This window comes from Micromonospora sp. C28SCA-DRY-2, from assembly GCF_030519475.1.
Lineage (GTDB): Bacteria > Actinomycetota > Actinomycetes > Mycobacteriales > Micromonosporaceae > Micromonospora.
This window is the reverse complement of the sequence record NZ_JAUMKD010000002.1, coordinates 675,189-693,757: the sequence shown is the minus strand read 5'-3', so window position 1 is coordinate 693,757 and position 18,569 is coordinate 675,189. Positions and strand designations below refer to the sequence as shown.

The 18,569-nt window shown below is 75.4% G+C and carries 21 protein-coding genes; 11 read left to right on the top strand and 10 right to left on the bottom strand.

Annotated features, from left to right (window positions below; all coding sequences use genetic code 11):
• Positions 1-14 precede the first annotated feature (14 nt).
• On the top strand, positions 15-1,616 hold the full coding sequence (locus tag Q3W71_RS11655; protein ID WP_302919308.1) for a PAS domain-containing sensor histidine kinase: 1,602 nt from the start codon (positions 15-17) through the stop codon (positions 1,614-1,616).
• A gap of 96 nt (positions 1,617-1,712) precedes the next feature.
• On the opposite strand, the gene Q3W71_RS11650 is transcribed toward Q3W71_RS11655, so the two are convergent.
• A complete protein-coding gene (locus Q3W71_RS11650) occupies positions 1,713-3,170 on the bottom strand; it encodes a glycosyltransferase family 39 protein (RefSeq protein ID WP_302919678.1) in 1,458 nt (485 codons plus the stop codon).
• Positions 3,171-3,710: 540 nt separating this feature from the next.
• Here Q3W71_RS11650 and Q3W71_RS11645 point away from each other — a divergent pair.
• From Q3W71_RS11645 to Q3W71_RS11630, 4 genes are all read left to right on the top strand, one after another.
• Positions 3,711-5,423: a nitrite/sulfite reductase gene (locus Q3W71_RS11645; protein WP_302919307.1), complete on the top strand. Its 1,713-nt coding sequence runs from the start codon at positions 3,711-3,713 to the stop codon at positions 5,421-5,423.
• A gap of 76 nt (positions 5,424-5,499) precedes the next feature.
• Positions 5,500-5,661, top strand: a complete 162-nt coding sequence (locus tag Q3W71_RS11640) for a hypothetical protein (protein WP_302919306.1) — start codon at positions 5,500-5,502, stop codon at positions 5,659-5,661.
• Positions 5,658-6,419 carry a phosphoadenylyl-sulfate reductase gene (locus Q3W71_RS11635; RefSeq protein ID WP_302919305.1) on the top strand — a complete coding sequence of 254 codons (762 nt, stop codon included), beginning with the start codon at positions 5,658-5,660 and terminating at the stop codon, positions 6,417-6,419. The genes Q3W71_RS11640 and Q3W71_RS11635 overlap by 4 nt, the downstream gene beginning before the upstream one ends.
• Positions 6,401-7,195, top strand: coding sequence for a sirohydrochlorin chelatase (locus tag Q3W71_RS11630; protein WP_302919304.1), 795 nt, complete (start codon positions 6,401-6,403; stop codon positions 7,193-7,195). Before Q3W71_RS11635 ends, Q3W71_RS11630 begins: the two co-directional genes overlap by 19 nt.
• A gap of 133 nt (positions 7,196-7,328) precedes the next feature.
• Here the strand turns inward: Q3W71_RS11630 and Q3W71_RS11625 are convergent, their stop codons facing one another.
• On the bottom strand, positions 7,329-7,586 hold the full coding sequence (locus Q3W71_RS11625) for a WhiB family transcriptional regulator (RefSeq protein WP_007072794.1): 258 nt from the start codon (positions 7,584-7,586) through the stop codon (positions 7,329-7,331).
• A 445-nt stretch (positions 7,587-8,031) separates the two neighbouring features.
• Positions 8,032-8,982: a diacylglycerol kinase family protein gene (locus Q3W71_RS11620; RefSeq protein WP_302919303.1), complete on the bottom strand. Its 951-nt coding sequence runs from the start codon at positions 8,980-8,982 to the stop codon at positions 8,032-8,034.
• 43 nt (positions 8,983-9,025) lie between these two features.
• Between Q3W71_RS11620 and Q3W71_RS11615 the strand changes: the two genes are divergently transcribed.
• Positions 9,026-9,433 (top strand): hypothetical protein, encoded by a 408-nt coding sequence (locus Q3W71_RS11615; RefSeq protein ID WP_302919302.1) that lies wholly within the window; start codon positions 9,026-9,028, stop codon positions 9,431-9,433.
• Here Q3W71_RS11615 and Q3W71_RS11610 read toward each other — a convergent pair.
• The 3 genes from Q3W71_RS11610 to sodN form a co-directional block, all read right to left on the bottom strand.
• Entirely contained in the window at positions 9,427-9,834 is a 408-nt protein-coding gene (locus tag Q3W71_RS11610; RefSeq protein ID WP_302919301.1) for an ATP-binding protein, read from the bottom strand. The genes Q3W71_RS11615 and Q3W71_RS11610 overlap by 7 nt on opposite strands.
• 31 nt (positions 9,835-9,865) lie before the next feature.
• Positions 9,866-10,318, bottom strand: coding sequence for a GNAT family N-acetyltransferase (locus tag Q3W71_RS11605; protein ID WP_302919677.1), 453 nt, complete (start codon positions 10,316-10,318; stop codon positions 9,866-9,868).
• Between the two features lie 62 nt (positions 10,319-10,380).
• Positions 10,381-10,785 (bottom strand): superoxide dismutase, Ni, encoded by a 405-nt coding sequence (sodN, locus tag Q3W71_RS11600; protein WP_076472083.1) that lies wholly within the window; start codon positions 10,783-10,785, stop codon positions 10,381-10,383.
• Positions 10,786-10,869: 84 nt separating this feature from the next.
• Between sodN and Q3W71_RS11595 the strand changes: the two genes are divergently transcribed.
• The 3 genes from Q3W71_RS11595 (at position 10,870) to Q3W71_RS11585 (ending at position 13,581) form a co-directional block, all read left to right on the top strand.
• Positions 10,870-11,220 (top strand): S26 family signal peptidase, encoded by a 351-nt coding sequence (locus Q3W71_RS11595; protein WP_302919300.1) that lies wholly within the window; start codon positions 10,870-10,872, stop codon positions 11,218-11,220.
• 140 nt (positions 11,221-11,360) lie between these two features.
• The gene (locus Q3W71_RS11590; RefSeq protein WP_302919299.1) at positions 11,361-12,539 is read left to right on the top strand and encodes an NADP-dependent malic enzyme; all 1,179 of its coding nucleotides are present in this window, start codon (positions 11,361-11,363) and stop codon (positions 12,537-12,539) included.
• A 79-nt stretch (positions 12,540-12,618) separates the two neighbouring features.
• Entirely contained in the window at positions 12,619-13,581 is a 963-nt protein-coding gene (locus Q3W71_RS11585; protein ID WP_302919298.1) for a zinc-binding dehydrogenase, read from the top strand.
• A gap of 21 nt (positions 13,582-13,602) precedes the next feature.
• On the opposite strand, the gene Q3W71_RS11580 is transcribed toward Q3W71_RS11585, so the two are convergent.
• The 3 genes from Q3W71_RS11580 to Q3W71_RS11570 all read right to left on the bottom strand — a co-directional run bounded on the left by Q3W71_RS11580 (position 13,603) and on the right by Q3W71_RS11570 (position 16,462).
• Positions 13,603-14,571 carry a chlorophyllase gene (locus tag Q3W71_RS11580; protein WP_302919297.1) on the bottom strand — a complete coding sequence of 323 codons (969 nt, stop codon included), beginning with the start codon at positions 14,569-14,571 and terminating at the stop codon, positions 13,603-13,605.
• Between the two features lie 223 nt (positions 14,572-14,794).
• Positions 14,795-15,352 carry a nucleotidyltransferase domain-containing protein gene (locus Q3W71_RS11575; RefSeq protein WP_302919296.1) on the bottom strand — a complete coding sequence of 186 codons (558 nt, stop codon included), beginning with the start codon at positions 15,350-15,352 and terminating at the stop codon, positions 14,795-14,797.
• Positions 15,353-15,574: 222 nt separating this feature from the next.
• Positions 15,575-16,462 (bottom strand): alpha/beta hydrolase, encoded by an 888-nt coding sequence (locus tag Q3W71_RS11570; RefSeq protein WP_302919295.1) that lies wholly within the window; start codon positions 16,460-16,462, stop codon positions 15,575-15,577.
• Between the two features lie 157 nt (positions 16,463-16,619).
• Here Q3W71_RS11570 and Q3W71_RS11565 point away from each other — a divergent pair, with 157 nt between their 5' ends.
• Together Q3W71_RS11565 and Q3W71_RS11560 are read left to right on the top strand one after the other, a co-directional pair.
• A complete protein-coding gene (locus Q3W71_RS11565) occupies positions 16,620-16,790 on the top strand; it encodes a hypothetical protein (protein WP_302919294.1) in 171 nt (56 codons plus the stop codon).
• Positions 16,791-16,846: 56 nt separating this feature from the next.
• Entirely contained in the window at positions 16,847-17,383 is a 537-nt protein-coding gene (locus tag Q3W71_RS11560) for a DUF3592 domain-containing protein (protein ID WP_302919293.1), read from the top strand.
• A 29-nt stretch (positions 17,384-17,412) separates the two neighbouring features.
• On the opposite strand, the gene Q3W71_RS11555 is transcribed toward Q3W71_RS11560, so the two are convergent.
• Positions 17,413-18,531 carry an acetate/propionate family kinase gene (locus Q3W71_RS11555; protein WP_302919292.1) on the bottom strand — a complete coding sequence of 373 codons (1,119 nt, stop codon included), beginning with the start codon at positions 18,529-18,531 and terminating at the stop codon, positions 17,413-17,415.
• Positions 18,532-18,569 lie beyond the last annotated feature (38 nt).

Sequence of the window (18,569 nt, the reverse complement as noted above, 5' to 3'; positions counted from 1 at the left end):
GCACGCTGGTCAGCGTGTCCACGCTGCGCGACCTCGCCGAGGAGCACACCCGCCTCCGCCCGGCCGACATCGACCACCTGCACCGGATCGCCGGTGACTGGCAGTTGCTGTCCGACCTGTCCTTCGCCGACCTGCTGCTCTGGGTGCCGGTGGACGGCGACGGGACGTACCTCTGCGTGGCCCAGGTCCGCCCGACGACCGCGCCCACCGCGTACCTGGACGACCAGGTGGGGCGGATCGTCGGCGGGCCGGAGGTGGCGCACCTGGAGGTGGCCTACCGGCAGGGCCGGATCTGGCGGGAGGGCGACCCGGTCTGGTACGGCGACGTGCCCGCCCGGCACGAGGCGATCCCGGTCCGGCTGCGCAGCGCCGACGGCGAGACCGGCGAGGTGGTGGCAGTGGTCGGCCGGGACACCAACCTCTCCACCGCGCGTACCCCCAGCCAGCTGGAGCTGAACTACCTCACCACCGCCGACGACCTGGCCCAGATGATCGCCGACGGCACCTTCCCGCCGCCCCGGCATCCGGGCGAGACGACCTCCGCGCCCCGGGTCGGCGACGGGCTGGTCCGGCTGGACGCCAACGGCAAGGTCACCTACGCCAGCCCGAACGCGCAGTCGGCGTACCGGCGCCTGGGCTACGCCTCGCACCTGGTGGGGGAGGACCTGGCGGCGCTGCACCGCCGGCTGGCCGGGGACCCGCTGGAGGGCACCGACGCGGCGAACGGCATCCTGGCCGCGCTGCGCGGCGAGGCGCCGCCCCGCCGGGAGATCGACGCCCGGGGCGCGACAATGCTCACCCGGGCGCTGCCGCTGATGCCGGCCGGGGTGCCGATCGGCGCCCTGGTGCTGGTCCGCGACATCACCGAGGTACGCCGCCGGGACCGGGCCCTGATGACCAAGGACGCCACCATCCGGGAGATCCACCACCGGGTGAAGAACAACCTCCAGACGGTCGCCGCGCTGCTGCGGTTGCAGGCCCGCCGGGTGGCGATGCCCGAGGCCCGGGTCGCCCTGGAGGAGTCGGTACGCCGGGTCGCCTCGATCGCCCTGGTGCACGAGACGCTCTCCATGTCCAGCGACGAGGCGGTCGAGTTCGACGGCATCGTGGACCGGGTGGCCAGCGCGGCGACCGAGGTGGCGGCGACCGAGTCGACGGTCGGCATGCGGCGCCGGGGCAGTTTCGGGGTGCTGCCCGCGGAGATCGCCACCTCGCTGGTGATGGTCCTCAACGAGCTGCTGCTCAACGCCGTCGAGCACGGCTTCCCGCCGGCCGAGGCGGCGGAGCCGGGCGGGACGGCGGAGAAGGTCGAGCAGGCCGAGCAGGCCGAGGCGGCGGACGGGGCGGAGCCGCCGGGCCCGGTGGCCGCGCCGGAGGTGGTGGTCTCGGCGCACCGGTTCCGCAAGCAGCTGCACGTCTCGGTGACCGACAACGGGCGCGGGCTGCCGCCCGACTTCGACGCCGAGCAGAGTGGGCGGCTGGGGCTGCAGATCGTCCGCGCGCTGGTCACCGGCGAGCTGCGCGGCACCATCGAGCTGCGCCACGGCGCGGAGGGCGGCACCGAGGCGGTGCTGGTCGTCCCGCTGGCCCGCAGCGCCCCCCGTTCGCCGAGCTGAGCCCGGCGCTGTCCCCGAACTCAGCCGGCCGCCGTCCCCGAGGTCAGCCGGGTGCCCGCCCCGGGCGGTGCCGCGCGCCGGGACAACCGCCCCCGGTCAGCGGGTGAGCAGGGCCACGGTGAGGCCGGGGCGCGGCCAGACCCGCTCGACTGTGAAGCCGTCGCGCAGCGCCGCGCCCTTGGCGCCGGGCACGGCGGCCACCGGATCGGCCCGGCGGCCGGCGACCACCAGCCAGACCCGCTCGGCGCCGGCCAGGCACCGCGCCGGCCGGTCGCACTCGGCGGCCCAGAGGTCGCCCCGGTCGGCCTGGTCCCGCGTCACCAGCACGTCGTCGGGCCGCCGGTCGCCCAGGTGGTACGCCAGGCCGAGGTCGAGGAAGAGCCAGCTCTCCCGGGGCGAGTAGACGACCGCGTCGCCGGGGCGCTGGTGCGCCGCGACCACCCCGGCCGCCCCCCGGTAGTCCACCGGGGCGCTGCGCGGCCACTCGTGGGTGCGCCGCAGCGCTGCCTGGTCGGGCAGGCCGAGCAGCCCGGCGAGGGCCACCACGGCCAGCCCCGCGGGCAAGCGCACCCCGGCCAGCGCGGCCCCGGCCAGCAGGCCGGCGAACGGCACCACGAAGACCAGGTACCGGGGCACCCACAGCGGCACGGCGAGACCGGCGGCGAAGACCAGCAGCACCGGCAGCAGCACCGCGCAGCCGGGCAGCAGGGCACGCCGCCCCAGCCGGGCGGCCCCGAGCGCGGCGAGACCGACCAGCAGGCCACCCACGACACCGCTCTGCGCCACCCCGCCGGCCAGCGCCGGCAGGTCCTCGGGCCGGGCGGCGTCCACCCAGTCCAACTGCCGGGACCGCTGGCGAGCGGCGGCCAGCACCAGCGGGGTCACCAGCAGCGCGGCCGGCACCAGGGCGAGCAGCCAGCACAGTGGACGGCGCCAGGACCCGCCGCCGCCGACCGGCTCGGCGGTGGCGGCCGCCGCCGGCAGGCCGGCCCCCTCCGGGGTACGCCGGGCCGCGAGCACCACCACGGCGTGCGCGGCGAGCAGGGTGAGGGCGATCAGGTGGGTGAGGCCGAGCGCGGCGACCGCGGCCGCGTACCCGGCCCAGCGCGCCCACCCGGGCCGGCGCAGCGCCTCGACCAGCAGCAGCGTGGCGAGCACCGCGAGGAACGTGGCGAGCGCGTACGGGCGGGCCTCCTGGCCGTACCGGGAGGTGCCGGGGAGCACCGCGAAGAGCAGCCCGCCGAGCAGCCCGGCGCGGGCGTCGCCGAGACGCTGCCCGAGGAGCGCGACGAGCCCGGCCGCCGCCGCCATGGCCAGTACGGCGGGCAGCCGCAGCGCGGTCACCGAGTCGCCGAAGACCGTCACCCAGCCGTGCATGAGCAGGTAGTACGGTCCGGTCGCGGCGTCGATGGTGCCGGTCAGCCGGACCAGGTCGCCCACCGACCGGGTGGCCGCGCTCCAGGTCGCCAGCTCGTCGCGCCACAGTTGGGCACTGTCGAGCCCGGCCCCGGTCACCAGCAGCGTCAGCAGCGCCGGCCACGGCCAGACCGGCAGGGACCGAGCGGTCCGCGCCGGCCCCTGGTCGCCGCGCTCCGCGCCGGCCCCGCGGGATCGCCACTTTTCGGACAACCTGCCCACGCGCCGAGCCTTCCACACCCCGACCCGGCCCGTCCGTTCCCGCCGGGGATCGTGCGGCGGCGTCTCGGTGACGGTCCGCCCGGCTCGGGTACTGGCGGTCACCGCCGGGGGTGCCGGCCGGCGGCCACCACGTCCAGCGGGGTCGGCTCGGCCCCGGGCCGCGACGGTCGCCCGTGATGTGGGATCCGGCACGCGGTCATTGGTCGGCCCGCCCGGGGTGTGGCAGCATGAGCCCCATGACCGCCGCTGTCGTCCGCCGCTTCGTGGCCCGCCGCCACGTCGACTACGGCCGCGTGCGCAGCGCGATCTGTCCGGCCCACTGACGACGCCCGACCCATCCGTCTCGGGCGCGCTTCCGCGCCGGCCTCCACGACAACGCCGTCCACGGCCCGTATGCCACGGGCCGGCCGTCGCGTCCCGCGCTCCCCACCCTCGCAGACAACGGAGGACGCCGCGATGGCGGTCAGCAGCATCCCGGCCCGGCCGGGGGACCCGACGGCGCGACCCGCCCGGGCCCCGCGCCGCCAGCGGGGCGAGGGCCAGTGGGCGCTCGGCCACCGCGAACCGCTCAACGCCAACGAGCGGATCAAGAAGGACGACGACCCGCTGAACGTGCGGGCCCGGATCGAGAACATCTACGCCCACCGGGGCTTCGCCTCCATCGACCCGGCCGATTTGCGCGGCCGGTTCCGCTGGTGGGGGCTCTACACCCAGCGCAAGGCCGGCATCGACGGCGGGCGCACCGCCGTGCTGGAGCCGCACGAGCTGGAGGACGAGTACTTCATGCTCCGGGTCCGGGTCGACGGCGGCCAGCTCGACCTGGCCCAGCTGCGCACCGTCGCCGGGATCTCCCGGGAGTTCGCCCGGGACACCGCCGACATCACCGACCGGCAGAACATCCAGTTCCACTGGATCCGGGTCGAGGACGTGCCGGAGATCTGGCGCCGGCTGGAGGCGGTCGGCCTGCAGACCACCGAGGCGTGCGGGGACTGCCCGCGGATCGTGCTCGGCAGCCCGGTCGCCGGCGTGGCCGAGACCGAGCTGGTCGACCCCACCCCGGCGATCGACGAGATCGTCCGCCGGTACGTGGGCAACCCGGAGTTCTCCAACCTGCCGCGCAAGTTCAAGACCTCGATCTCCTGGCTGGTGGACACCCCGTACGAGGCGAACGACGTCGCCTTCCTCGGCGTCGACCACCCGGACCACGGCCCCGGCTTCGACGTCTGGGTCGGCGGCGGCCTCTCCACCAACCCGATGCTGGCCAAGCGGCTCGGGGTGTGGGTGCCGCTGGCCGAGGTGGCGGACGTCTGGGCCGGCGTGGTGGGCATCTTCCGCGACTACGGCTACCGCCGGCTGCGCAACCGGGCCCGGCTGAAGTTCCTGGTCGCCGACTGGGGCGTGGAGAAGTTCCGCGAGGTGCTGGAGAAGGAGTACCTGGGGCGCGCCCTGCTCGACGGTCCCGCCCCGGAGCTGCCGGAGAAGCCGGTCGACCACATCGGTGTGCACCGCCAGCGCGACGGCCGCCACTACGTCGGGGCCACCCCGGTGGTGGGGCGGGTCTCCGGCGGGCAGTTGGCCCGGCTCGCCGACGTGGTCGAGGCGCACGGCAGCGGCCGGATCCGGCTCACCCCGTACCAGAAGCTGCTGGTGCTGGACGTGCCGGCGGAGCGGACGGAGTCGCTGGTCGGCGCGCTGCGGGAGATCGGCCTGGAGGCCCGGCCGTCGGCCTGGCGGCGCGGCACCATGGCCTGCACCGGCATCGAGTACTGCAAGCTCGCCATCGTGGAGACCAAGGCCCGCGGCGAGGAGCTGGTGGCCCGGCTGGAGGAGCGGCTGCGCGACTTCGACGCGGACATCTCCATCCACCTCAACGGCTGCCCGAACGCCTGCGCCCGCACCCAGGTCGCCGACATCGGGCTGAAGGGGCAGCTGGTGGTCGGCCCGGACGGCCGGCAGGTGGAGGGCTTCCAGGTGCACCTCGGCGGCGGCCTGGGCATGGCCGAGGGGCAGACCGCCGGCTTCGGCCGCAAGCTGCGCGGCCTCAAGACCACCGCCGACGAGCTTCCGGCGTACGTGGAACGGCTGGCCCGCCGCTACCTGGCCGGCCGGCACGCGGGCGAGGCGTTCGCCCAGTGGGTGATCAGAGTCGACGAGGAGGAACTGCGATGAGCGAGCGGAGCGAGCGAATCATCAGGCTCAGCGCCAAGGTGCCTCATGGCGACACGGAGCGAAGCGGAGTGCCGGCATGAGCAGCGAGTACCGAGCGGCACCCCTGTACTGCCCGTACTGCGGCGAGGAGGACCTGCGGCCGAGCGAGGAGGGCCACGGCGCCTGGGAGTGCCACGGCTGCGCCCGGGTGTTCACGGTCCGGTTCACCGGCCTGCTGTCCCGGGCGGTGAACCGATGAGCCTGGTGTCCGCGGCGAACCTCGGACTGGTCGGCGTCGGCGGGCCCCGCCCGGCCGACCCGGCCCGGCGCGACCCCGACGAACTGCGCGCGCTGGCCGAGCGGGCCGGCCGGGAGCTGGAGGGCGCGCCCGCCCAGGAGATCGCCCGGTGGGCGGCGGAGACCTTCGGCGACCGGTTCTGCGTGACCAGTTCGATGGCCGACGCCGTGCTGGCCCACCTGGTGTCCCGGGTGGCGCCCGGGGTGGACGTGGTCTTCCTCGACACCGGGCTGCACTTCCCCGAGACGCTGCGGGTCCGCGACGAGGTGGCCCGGACGCTGCCGGTGAACGTGCGGTCGATCCGCCCCCGGCTGACCGTCGGCCAGCAGGACGGCGAGTACGGCCCGCGGCTGTTCAACCGGTCCCCGGACGAGTGCTGCCAGCTGCGCAAGGTGGAGCCGCTGGAGCGGGCCCTGGCCGGCTACGACGCCTGGGCCGCCGGCCTGCGCCGGGACGAGTCGCCGACCCGGGCGAACACGCCGGTGGTGGCCTTCGACGCGCGGCGCGGCAAGGTCAAGGTGAACCCGATCGCGGCCTGGACCCAGGCCGACGTGGACTCCTACATCGCCCGCTGGAACATCCCGGTCAACGAGCTGTTCAAGCAGGGCTACGGCTCGATCGGCTGCTGGCCCTGCACCCGGCGGACCAAGGCGGGGGAGGACCCGCGGGCCGGCCGCTGGGCGATGTTCGAGAAGACCGAGTGCGGGCTGCACGTCTGACCGGGTCGGGCGCCGACCCGGTGGTCCTGGTCGCGCACGGCAGCCGTGATCCGCGGGCTGCCGCGGCGACCCGGGCGCTGGTCCGGGCGGTGTCGGCCGCCCGGCCGGGCACCCCGGTGCTGGCCAGTTGGCTGGACCACACCCGGCCCGGGCCGGCCGAGGTGCTCCGGGCGCTCGCGTCCGCCGGGCATCCCCGGGCGGTGCTGGTGCCGCTGCTGCTCACCGCCGCGTACCACCGGCGGGTGGACATCCCGGCGGCGGTCGCCGCGGCCCGGCGGGCCGGCCCACCGATGGCGGTACGCGTCACCGACGTGCTCGGGCCGACCGGCGGCACGGTGGACGGCGGTCTGCTGGCCGCCCTGGACCGCCGGTTGGGCGAGGCCGGGCCGGGACACTACGACGCGCTGGTGCTGGCGGCGGCGGGCACCCGGGACCCGGCAGCCCGCTGCTCGGTGGGCCGGGTGGCCGCCGCGCTCGGCGACCGGCTCGGCCTGCCGATCCGGGTCTCGTACGCCTCGGCGGCCCCGCCGGACACCGCGGCGGCGGTGGCCCGGCTGCGGGCCGGGGGCGCCCACCGGGTAGGGGTGTCGGCGTACTTCCTGGCGCCCGGGCTGTTCCACGACGCGGTCGCGGCGGCGGCCCGGGACGCCGGGGCGGTGGCGGTGGCCGATCCGCTGACCGACGCCCCGGAACTGGCCGACCTGGTGCTGCGGCGGGTCGACGCCGCCACGGCGACGGTCACCTGGCGTGACGATGCCGGCGGCCACGCGGCGTGACCGCTCCGGGGACGATCCGGTCCTGCCGTGCGTCCTGATCGCGGCGTGGTGGAATTCGACGGCCGACAATGCCCCGGACAGCAGAACGCCCCGGCGGGTCGACCCGGCCGGGGCGTGAAGCTTGGTGCGTGGATCAGGCGGAGTGAGCGCGCAGCACCCGGAGGCCACCGCGACGCTTGACGGCGCGCCGCTCCTCCTCGCTCATCCCGCCCCAGACGCCGGCGTCCTGACCGGACTCGAGCGCCCACTGCAGGCACTGGTCGGTCACGGAGCAGCGCCGGCAGACGGCCTTGGCCTGCTCGACCTGCAGGAGAGCCGGGCCGGACGTCCCGATCGGGAAGAACAGCTCCGGGTCCTCGTCGCGGCAGACAGCATGGTGACGCCAGTCCATGGCGGCAACACTCCTCATTCTGGATGGGTGGCAGATATTGCTGTGGTGCTTTTCCTATATGCATCCGCAGTGCCGACGGTGACGGTTCGCGTCCGGCTATTCGGCACTGCGTGAGCAGGCTGCTGGCCCCGAGGACCTGCTGGAACCGCTCAAACCCGCCGAGCATATCCAGGCAATGTCCCGGTAACTCAAGTTCGCTTGTGAATACTTTCACGAACTCTCGCGATGTCAAGGGTGCCACTCGGAAAAACTCCGCGCGGTGAGCAAGCCCACAACCCATTTGTCCGGGTTCCAGAGGGCTCTGGTTACCCGGCGTACCACAGTCGAGGATCAATATAGTACAGTCCGCGTGACATTGCTGACATTTCCGGCACCAGCCTCCCGGTGTGGCGGCGCCGCTCGATGCGGTGCCGCGACCGCGTCGACCTAGGGCAGTACCCGAGACCTAGCAGATTACTCTCAGTGCCGCGGGAATGGATGTGAATCTGACTTTCTCCCGCTCGCCGAGGTAGTCGCCGTCCAGCTGGAACGCCTGCGGACGCTCGGCGAGCAGGGTGAACTCGGCCAGGTCGTGCAGCCGGAGCACCTGCCTGCCGCGCGGGTCCGGGTGCCGGGAGAAGAACTGCGTCACCGTCCGTGTGGTGCTGGCGACCCGCAGCCGCCGCAGGGCCAGCACGTCCAGCCCCAGGTCGAACGACGCCTCCGGGTTGGGGTTGATCTCCCGGTCGCCGAGGTAGGTCCACGGGGCGGTGTTCTGGATGATGACCGTGGCCAGTTCGCTCTCGGCCGGCTCGCCGGGGCGCTCCAGGCTGATCGCCGGATGCCGCCGGTCCGAGGCCAGGAAGTACTGGCTCACCGTGGACCGCAGGTAGAGCCCGGGTGTGGAGACCCGGCCCCGCCGCCGGGCCCGCTCCACCCGATGGATCACGGCGGCGTCGATGCCGAACCCCGCGCAGAAGGTGAAGTAGCGGTCGTCGGCCCGGCCCAGCCCGATCGTGCGGTGCCGGCCCAGCCGGAGCCCCTCCAGGATCATGCTGGTGCCCTCCGGCCACTCCCGGGGCAGGCCCAGCGCCCGGGCGAACACGTTGGTCGACCCGCCCGGGACGGTGGCCAGCGCCGGCAGCCGCTCGGCCGGCGTGGCGGCCGGGTCGACGGTCGGCGGGTTCGCCGTCATCAGGCCGTTGACCACCTCGTTGACGGTGCCGTCGCCACCGAGGGTGACCACCACGTCGACGCCCTCCTCGGCGGCCTCCCGGGCGAGCGCGGTCGCGTGCCCCCGCCGCCGGGTGTACCGAACGGAGAGGTCGACTTCGCTGCGCAGCGCCCGGACCAGCACGTCCCGGCTGCGCTCGCTGGTGGTGGTGGCCTTCGGATTGACCACCAGGACGGCCCGCATGGGCGGCACTGTACCCCGGAGTAGCACAGGTATCGTGGCGCGCGTGACGCTCGACTCCGACCCGATTCCCGTCACGCTCCGCTGGGCGGTCCGGCTGCTCCGGGGCGAGGCGGTAGCGGTCGGCCTGATCGCCGTGTGGCTGGTCTGGGCCGACCTCACCGCCGACAGCACCGACCGGTTGTCGGCGTGGCTGGTGACCGCGTTCGCTGTCGGCGCCGCCGCCGCGCTCTGGGCACTGGGCGGCGCGCTGGAGCGGCGCCGGGCCGGCGCGCGGGCGCCGGCGATCGTGCTCCAGTTGATGCTGCTGCCGATCGGGTGGTTCATGGTCCAGGGCGGGATGGGCTGGCTCGGCGTGCCACTGATGGCCCTCGGGATCGGGGTCAGCTGGCTGCTGGTCAGCCCGCCGACCAGCCGGGCGCTCGGCTTCGGGGCGCCCGAGGGCGGTCAGTAGCCCGAGGCGCGCCGGGTCAGCAGCGAGATGGTGGCCCGGCCGTCGGCCACGTTCGCCGAGGCCGAGGTGGTCAGCGCGGTGAGCACCTTCCAGGCGAAGGAGGACTCGGCGGGCAGCCCGGCGCCGCGGACGGTGGGCACTGTCACCTCGACGGTCAACGCGTCCTCGGTCACCGCGAACCGGCAGTCGAGTTCGGCGTCGCGGGTGGCGATGGCGAGCAGCATGGCGCAGGCCTCGTCGACCGCGATGCGCAGGTCCTCGATCTCGTCGAGGGCGAACTGGAGCCGCGCCGCGAGCCCCGCCGTGGCGGTGCGCAGCACGCCGAGGTAGCCGCCGTCGGCGGGCACGGTGAGGTGCACGACGTCGTCGTCGGTCGTCGGCTGGCCGGTCAGTTGAGTCACCACTCATCCCCCCGGCCGGGACTCTACCCGTTCAGGAGGCCGGCCGTGTGGGGGTGGTCACCTGCGCCGCGAGACCGGCGAGGGCGGCGCCGTCGAGCCGGTAGGGGATCCACTCGGTCAACTGCTCGGCGCCGATGGCGGCGTAGAAGCCGGCGGCCGGGTTCCAGTCGAGCATCGCCCACTCCAGCCGTTGGTAGCCGCGCCGTACGCAGATGTCGGCGAGGGTGGCCAGCAGCAGCCGCCCGGCCCCGGTGCCCCGGGCGGCCGGCCGGACGTAGAGGTCCTCCAGGTGGATGCCGTGCACGCCGGCCCAGGTGGAGAAGGTGAGGAACCAGAGCGCGAAGCCGACCGGGGCGTCCCGGTCGTCCACCGCGACGTGGCCGTACAGCGCCGGATCGGGGCCGAAGAGCGCGGCGTGCAGCTGCTCCGAGGTGAGGTGGCACTGGTCGGCCGCGCGCTCGTACTCGGCCAGTTCGTGCACCATGGCGACGACGGCCGGCACGTCCGCGGGACGTGCCGGCCGGATCGTCGGCGGGACCGCGCGGGTCACGCCTTCTTGGTCTCCCAGAAGATCTTGGCGATCTCGTCGATCTTCTGCAGCAGCTGGTCGGCGGTGGCCGGGTCGAGGCTGCCCTTCACGCCGCCCGAGCCGGCGAGCTTGGTGGCCTCGTTGAACAGCTGGTGCAGCTGGGGGTACTTCTCGAAGTGGGTCGCCTTGAAGTAGTCGGTCCAGAGCACCCACAGGTGGTGCTTGACCAACTCGGCGCGCTGCTCCTTGATGATGACGGCCCGCGTGCGGAACTCCGGGTCGGTGTTCGCCTGGTACTTCTCGCAGATCATTTTGACCGACTCGGCCTCGATCCGGGCCTGCGCCGGGTCGTACACGCCGCAGGGCAGGTCGCAGTGGGCGCTGGCGGTCACGCGGGGCGTAAGGATGCGTGGAAGTCGCATCGGGTTCCTCCATGGGAAGTTTGCGATGATCCAAGCCGACATTACTCCTGGAGGGGCTCCCCCAAGCCGGTGGAGGTGAAACCGATGACCGCCGACCGTCCGGCCGCCGCGCGGCGGCTGCGCTGGCCACTGACGGCCGTGCTGGTCAGCGGTCCGTCCATGGCACCCACGCTGCGTCACGGGGACGCCGTGCTGGTCCGCCGGGGCGGTCGGCCGGTCCGCCCCGGCGACGTCGTGGTGGCGGTCTTCCGCAGCCGCCCTGACCTGCTGGTCGTCAAGCGCGCGGTGCGCGCCCAGGACGGCGGCTGGTGGCTGTACGGGGACAACGAGTTCGTCGCCGACGACTCCCGGGCGTACGGGGTGGCCGACGTGCACGGCCGGGTGGTGGCCCGCTACTGGCCCCGGCCCGGGCGGGTGCCCCCGCGTCCGTTATGACCCTGCTCACATCGGCCGGGCCCCCACGACACTATGCTCGGAAAGTGCCCGGGTGACCCCCCGCACCGCGCGCCGCCGCTCGTCGCCTCACCACGCGTACCGACCGGCTGGTCCAGCTGCTAACAGATCCTGGAGTCACCATGTCACCGTCCACCGTGGACCCCGCTGATCCCGTCTTCCGACTGCACCGGGGCGGCAAGATGGCCGTCACCTCGACGGTCCCGCTGACCAGCCGGGAAGACCTCTCCCTCGCGTACACCCCCGGCGTGGCCCGGGTGTGCGAGGCGATCGCCGCCGACGAGACCCTGGCCGACGACTACACCTGGGTGTCGCACACCGTCGCGGTGGTCACCGACGGCTCGGCCGTACTCGGCCTCGGCAACATCGGCCCGCGCGCGGCGCTGCCGGTGATGGAGGGCAAGGCGGTGCTGTTCAAGCAGTTCGCCGGCGTGGACGCGGTACCGGTCTGCCTGGACACCCAGGACGTGGACGAGATCGTGGCGGTGGTGCGGGCGCTGGCGCCGTCGTTCGGTGGCATCAACCTGGAGGACATCAGCGCGCCGCGTTGCTTCGAGGTCGAACGCCGGCTGGACGAGGCCCTGGACATCCCGGTCTTCCACGACGACCAGCACGGCACCGCGATCGTCGTGCTGGCCGCCCTGCGCAACGCCGCCACGCTGCTCAACCGCAAGCTGGGCGACCTGCGGGTGGCGGTCAGCGGAGCCGGCGCGGCCGGCGTGGCGGTGACGAAGATGCTGCTCGCCGGGGGAGTGGACCCGGCCCGGGTGGTGGTCTGCGACTCGAAGGGGATCCTCGGCCGGCACCGCACCGGGCTCACCGACACCAAGGCGGAATTGGCCGCCGTCACCAACCCCGACGGCCGGCAGGGCGACATCACCGAGGCGCTGCGCGACGCGGACGTGCTGATCGGCGTCTCCGGCGGGCAGATCCCGGAGGCCGCGGTGGCCGGGATGGCTCCGGGCGGGATCGTCTTCGCGCTGGCCAACCCGAACCCGGAGGTGCACCCCGAGGTGGCCGCCCGGCACGTCGCGGTGGTCGCCACCGGGCGCAGCGACCACCCCAACCAGATCAACAACGTGCTGGCCTTCCCCGGCGTGTTCCGGGGCGCGCTGGACGCCCGGGCCACCCGGATCACCGAGGGCATGAAGGTCGCCGCCGCCGACGCCATCGCGCAGGTGGTGGCCGAGACGCTCACCCCGGAGGCGATCGTCCCGTCCCCGCTCGACCCGCGGGTCGCCCCCGCGGTGGCCGAGGCGGTGGCCGAGGCGGCCCGCCGCGACGGCGTCGCCCGGGCCTGACCCGGGGGCGCCGAGGGCCCCGTCCTGTCGTACGTCGCACAGCGCGGGGCCCTTCTTCCGGCCCGTCCCGCTTGTTACCGTGCCGACCATGCGTGCCGCCTTCGCCTCCCGCTTCGACGACGCCGACCCGCTCGCCGCGCTCACCGTCGGCGAGCGGCCCGAGCCGACCCACCCGGACGACGACTGGGTCACCGTGCAGGTCCGGGCCAGTTCGCTCAACCACCACGACCTGTGGTCGCTGCGCGGGGTGGGGCTCACCGGCGACCAACTGCCGATGATCCTCGGCTGCGACGCGGTCGGCGTCGACCCGGACGGCACCGAGGTGGTCGTCTACCCGGTGGTCGCCACCCCGGGTGACCCGCGCGGCGTCTCCATCCTCTCCGAGCACTTCCCGGGCACCCTCGCCGAGCGGGTGGCCGTACCCCGGTCGAACCTGGTGCCGCTGCCGGCCGGGCTGGCCGTCACCGACGCGGCGTGCCTGCCGACCGCGTGGCTCACCGCCTGGCGGATGCTCACCACCAAGGGCCGGGTCGCCGACGCCGACGCCGTGCTGGTCCAGGGCGCCGGGGGCGGCGTCGCCACGGCCGCCGTCGCGCTCGCCGCCGCGATGGGCAAGCGGGTCTACGCGACCAGCCGGGACGCCGCCAAGCGGGAACGGATCGCCGAGCTGGGCGCGACCGCCGTCAAGCCGGGCGCCCGGCTGCCGGAACGGGTCGACGTGGTGATCGAGACGGTCGGCGCGGCCACCTTCGACCACTCGCTGAAGTCCGCCGCGCCGATGGCCCGGATCGTCGTCTCCGGCGCCACGGCCGGGCACGAGCCCAAGGTCAACCTGCGCCGGGTCTTCGCCATGCAGCTGGAGATCCTGGGCACCTCGATGGGCACCCCGGACGAGCTGGCGGACCTGCTCGCGTTCTGCGCCGAGCACCAGGTGCGGCCGGTGGTGGACAGCGTGGTCCCGTTCAGCCGGGTGGAGGAGGCGTTCGCCCGCCTGCACTCCGGTGACGTCTTCGGCAAGGTGGTCGTCGACCACACCGCCTGACCCGGCGCCCGGGCGGGCGGGTCAGAGGCGGTTGTCGAGGGTGGCGATGTCGCCGCGGGCGGCGCCGGTCGGGATGCGCCGCTTGGCGGCCTCGTCGCCGTAGAGGGTCCAGCGCAGGAACTCGACGGTCGTGTCCGAGACCACCCGCAGCGCGGCCCCGTCGCTGAGCAGCGCCCGCCCGTGGTCGCCGTTCGTCAGGCTCAGCATCGCCTTCGGCCAGGGCACCCGGTCGTACGCCTCCTTGCCGGCGGCGTACTGGACCACCTCGTCGGCCTCGCCGTGCACGAACAACTGCGGCGCGGCGGCGCCGGCGAACGCGGTGCCCACCCCGAGTGCGGTGCCGGCGAACACCACCCCGGCGTCGAGGCGCTCGTCCCGGCCGGCGGTGAACAGGCCGATGGTGGTCACCCCGCCGGCCGAGTGCCCGGCCGCGGCCACCCGGTCGGCGGCCAGCCGGCCGCGCAGCGGATCACCGGCCCGGCCGTCCAGGGCGAGCACCTGGGTCAGCGCGTACGACACGTCGGCGGGCTGGTTGAGCACGTCCAGCACGTTGCCGTCGGCGCCCCGGGAGGTGTGCGGGAAGGTCGGCGCGGCCACCACGAAGCCGGCCGCCGCCCACCGGGTGAGCAGCGTCGCGTAGTCGGCCGGGCGCCCGCCCAGCCCGTGGCTGAACATCACCACCGGGAACCGGCCGTCGGCGGCCCGCGCGGACCGCTCGGGCTCGCCCCCGGCCTTCCCGGCCGCCGGGTACCAGACGGTCACCGGCAGCGGGCGGTCGCCGTCGCGGTTCAGCTTCAGCTGCCGTACGCCGACGGCGAAGGCCCGCTCCGGCGCGGTGCCGGCGGGCACCCGCGGCGCGGGGGTGGTCGCGGCCGGGGCCGGCGTCGGGACGGTCCGCGGGCCGGCCGGCCGGGTGTCCCCGGAGCAGCCGGCCAGGCCGGCCGTGAGCAGGGCGCAGGCGAGCAGGGCAGGGGTGCGGCGACGCGGCATGGCTCCGATTGTGCCTCGCGCGCCGGGGCCGCCCGCCGGACATCGACGCACCGTGCCGGGCCGACCGCCGGAGCGTGGTGCCCGGCGCCGGCGCTGGTGCTGGTGCCGGCGGTGGCAGTGCCGGCGGTGGCGGTGGTGCCCGGTCGACGGTGGGTGGCGGTGGCGGTGGTGCCGGTCGACGGTGCCGGCGGTGGCCGTGCTGCCCGTTGCGGTCGCGTCCGCGCTACGCCCCGGGCGAGGTCGCCTCCCGATGCTCCGGCGGGGCGGCGCCGAGCCGGGCCAGGTCGGCGGCGTCCTTGGCGCGGCGGGGGCGCTCCGGCATCCAGACCGGGTACATCCGCTTGAACTCGACCTGCGCGGCGACCGCGATGACCGGGACGGTCAGCGGGCCGATCCGCCCGGGTGGGCCGTCCAGCATCCCCGCCGGCAGCGGCGTGCCGGCCCACGGCCCGCCGCCGACCGTGATCCGCCCCGCGGCGTCCCGCGCCAGGTACGCGAAGCTCACCTCGACGTCGCCGCGGAACAGGTCGAGCTGCACCTCGACCGGCAGCCGCGGGTCGGGCCGCCAGCCGCGCCCGTGCAGCAGGGCGGCCAGCCGCCGCGCGTCGGCGCGCCAGCAGTACCAGTCGACGTCCACGTGCGGCCGGGTGACCTCGCCGAGGTGGAAGTCGACCGCCCAGCCGCCGCGCAGCCACACCTGGACGCCGGCGGCGCCGGCCACCTCGACCACCTCGGCGATGCTGGCCAACTGCCGCCCCGCGAGCCCCTCCACGCCCACCACCCGCCGACCGTAACGGCGGACCCGGCTCCCCGCACCGCCGTTTCCGGCCCACGCCGCGCCCCGGCGGTTGCTCCTGGCCCGGACGTCGCTCGTGTCGCGCTCGTCGTTGGTGTCGTGCTGGCCGCTCCTGTCGCGCCCGCCGCTCCTGCCCGGCCGCTCACGTCCGGCAGTTCGTGTCCGGCACCGCGTGTGCCCGGCCTCTCGTGCTCGGCCCGGCCGCGGTCAGGGGGCGGGGCGGGTCTCGTAGCGGGTGAGGGCGGGGGCGCTGGCCCCGGCGGGCAGGCGGCGGGCGGCGTCCGGGTCGCCGTAGAGCGTCCAGCGGAGGAAGTCGGTGGTGGTGGCCAGGACCTGGGCGAAGCCGGGCCGGCCCGGGGTGAGGTACTCGCCGTGGCCCTGCCCGAGCACGCTCAGGAAGGCGGCCGGGCCGCCGGCGCGCCGGTAGGCCGCCCGGCCGACCGCCAGCGGCACCACCGGGTCGGCGGTGCCGTGCACGAAGAGCACCGGCGCGGCCGGCGCGGCGAAGCTCCCGGCCATCCCGCCGCCGGCGATCACGATGCCCGCCCGCAGGCGCGGCGACCGTCCCGAGGCGAACATGCCGGCGGTGGTGAAGCCGCCCGCCGAGTGGCCGGCGGCGGCGAACCGGGTGACGTCGAGGTGCCCGGCGAGCGGGTCACCGGGCCGGGCGTCGAGCCGGACCAGGTGCCGGATCACCCGCCAGGCGTCGGCCGGCTGGTGCCGCACGTCGGCCCGGTCGAACCGGCGCGCGCCACGCCGGGTGTGCGGGTACGCCGGCGCGGCCACCACGAAGCCGGCGGCGGCCCACCGGGTGGTCAACCCGGCGTGCAGGTGGGGCAGGCTGTCCAGCCCGTGGCTGTAGACCACCACCGGGAACCGCCCCGCGGCCACCGCGTTCCCGTCCGCCGGATACCAGAGGGTGACCGGCAGCGGACGCGCGGAGGCCGCGTCGACGGTGAGCGTACGCACGCCGACGGCGTACGCCCCCGCGGGCGCCCGGCGGGCCGGTTGCGGCGTGCCGGGCGCGGCGGTGGCCGTCCCGCAGCCGGCCAGCAGCGCCGTCAGCAGCGCGGCGACCAGCCGCTTGACCCCCACGGTTCCACGGTAGGTGCCGGGTGCCCCGAGCGGTCCCGCCGTCCGGACCGGCTCCGTTCACCACCCGGCCGGAGCCGCTCCACCGGCCGGCCCGACCTGGCCCGGGCCGGCGCGCGCGGGGCGGTGCGCCGGGACTGGCTTGGCTAGGGTCACCGGCATGGCTGAGAACTACACCGACCCGAGCGGCAACACCGAGGCGTTCCGCGCCTTCGCCAACACCCCCGAGGCCGAGGCGCCGGCCGCGGCGTCCCGGGTCCCGCTGCTGGCCGGCGCGGCCGTGGTGGTGGTCGTCCTGGTCGCCGTGGTCGCCTGGCTGGCGCTGAGCTGAGCGGATCCCCGCCCGCCCCGCCGGGGATCCGGTCCCGGCTGCGCGGTGCCCGGCCGGTGCCGGCCGTGCTCGGCCTGCTCGTGCTCCTCGCCGGCCTCGGGTACGCGTCCGGGGTGGCCGGCTACAAGTGGCACCTGCACGCCAAGGCGGAGCGGCTGCACGCCGAGGGCGTGCCGGTGCGGGCCACCGTCACCGGCCGGCGGGACACCGTCGGGCGCGGTGGCGGAACCGACACCGTCCGGGTGTCGTACGAGTACGCCGGCGTGCCGTACACCGAGCGGATCCTGTGCGGCTCGGCCGGCGGGTGCGCCGAGGAGCCGCCGGCCGAGATGACGCTCTGGGTGGATCCGGAACGCCCGGCGGAGTTCGTGGCCGAGAACGGCAACACCGACGACTCGGTGTTCGTGCTGAACGCCTGGGGCGGGCTGCCGTTCGGCCTGGTGGTCGCCGCCTTCGGCGGGTTGTTGCTGGTGACGGCCGTGCTGCCGGACCGGGCACCGGCGCCGCGGCGGGATACCCGCCGTCCCGGCCGGGACCGGATCCGGCGCAGCGGCAGCGCCCGGCGCCGCCGGGGCCGCACCGCCCGCCGCTGAGCCGGCGGCAGCGGCGCCGGCACGAGCGGTCAGCGCGCCGCGGCGGCCAGGTCGCGGGCGGTACGGGCGATCTCGCGCTCCTCGTCGGTGCCGATCACGCAGACGGCCACCTCGGCGCCCGGCGGCGAGATGACCCGGTCCCCGCTGCCGGCGTTGCGCTCCGGGTCCACCGCGATGCCGAGCCGGTCCAGGCCGGCCAGCGCCGCCGCGCGGACCGGGGCGGCGTGCTCGCCCACCCCGGCGGTGAAGGTGACCGCGTCCACCCGGCCGAGCAGCGCGTAGTACGCGCCGACGTACCCGGTGATCCGGCGGCAGTAGACGTCGAAGGCGAGCGCCGCGGCCGGATCGCCGTCCGCCCGCCGCCGGAGCACCTCGCGCATGTCGTTCGCGCCGGCCAGGCCGAGCAGCCCGCTGCGGTGGTTGAGCAGGTCGTCGATCTGGTCGACGGAGAGCCCACCCTCGCGGCGCAGGTGGAAGATCACCGCCGGGTCCAGGTCGCCGCTGCGGGTGCCCATCACCAGCCCCTGCAACGGCGACATCCCCATCGAGGTGGCCACGCTGCGCCCGCCGGCCACCGCGCAGGCGCTGGCCCCGTTGCCCAGGTGCAGGGTGATCGTGTTCAGCTCGTGGTACGGGCGGTCCAGCAGCTCGGCGGTGCGCCGGGAGACGTACGCGTGCGAGGTGCCGTGGAAGCCGTAGCGCCGGATGCCGTACCGCTGCGCGGTGTCCCGGTCGATCGCGTAGACCTCGGCGGACTCCGGCATGGTGTGGTGGAAAGCGGTGTCGAAGACGGCGACCTGCGGGACGTCCGGCAGCGCGGCCCGGGCGACCTCGATGCCGGCCAGGTTCGCCGGGTTGTGCAGCGGGGCGAGCGGGACCAGCTCGCGGATGGCGGCCAGCACCGCGTCGTCGATCAGGACCGGCTCGGTGAACCGCCGGCCGCCGTGCACCACCCGGTGCCCCACGGCCACCAGCCCGGCCAGGTCGAGCCGGCCGAGGATGTCGCGCACGGCCGTCTCGTGGTCGGCCGGCCCGCCGCCGGGCTCGCCGATCCGCTCCACGGTGCCCTTGTCGCGCACCTCGTCACCGTCGTAGAGCCGGTACTTGACCGACGACGACCCGCAGTTGAGGACGAGGACCCGGCTCATGCCGGCACCCCACCGGGTCGGGTGCCGTCCCGGGGCGC

Coding starts and splice junctions, on each gene's coding strand:
- Q3W71_RS11640 (WP_302919306.1), top strand. CDS start 5,500: ATGAGCAGCGAGTACCGAGCGGCACCCCTGTACTGCCCGTACTGCGGC.
- Q3W71_RS11565 (WP_302919294.1), top strand. CDS start 16,620: ATGGCTGAGAACTACACCGACCCGAGCGGCAACACCGAGGCGTTCCGC.
- Q3W71_RS11595 (WP_302919300.1), top strand. CDS start 10,870: ATGACCGCCGACCGTCCGGCCGCCGCGCGGCGGCTGCGCTGGCCACTG.
- Q3W71_RS11620 (WP_302919303.1), bottom strand. CDS start 8,982: ATGCGGGCCGTCCTGGTGGTCAATCCGAAGGCCACCACCACCAGCGAG.
- Q3W71_RS11605 (WP_302919677.1), bottom strand. CDS start 10,318: ATGGTGCACGAACTGGCCGAGTACGAGCGCGCGGCCGACCAGTGCCAC.
- Q3W71_RS11625 (WP_007072794.1), bottom strand. CDS start 7,586: ATGGACTGGCGTCACCATGCTGTCTGCCGCGACGAGGACCCGGAGCTG.
- Q3W71_RS11555 (WP_302919292.1), bottom strand. CDS start 18,531: ATGAGCCGGGTCCTCGTCCTCAACTGCGGGTCGTCGTCGGTCAAGTAC.
- Q3W71_RS11635 (WP_302919305.1), top strand. CDS start 5,658: ATGAGCCTGGTGTCCGCGGCGAACCTCGGACTGGTCGGCGTCGGCGGG.
- Q3W71_RS11645 (WP_302919307.1), top strand. CDS start 3,711: ATGGCGGTCAGCAGCATCCCGGCCCGGCCGGGGGACCCGACGGCGCGA.
- Q3W71_RS11590 (WP_302919299.1), top strand. CDS start 11,361: ATGTCACCGTCCACCGTGGACCCCGCTGATCCCGTCTTCCGACTGCAC.
- Q3W71_RS11580 (WP_302919297.1), bottom strand. CDS start 14,571: ATGCCGCGTCGCCGCACCCCTGCCCTGCTCGCCTGCGCCCTGCTCACG.
- sodN (WP_076472083.1), bottom strand. CDS start 10,785: ATGCGACTTCCACGCATCCTTACGCCCCGCGTGACCGCCAGCGCCCAC.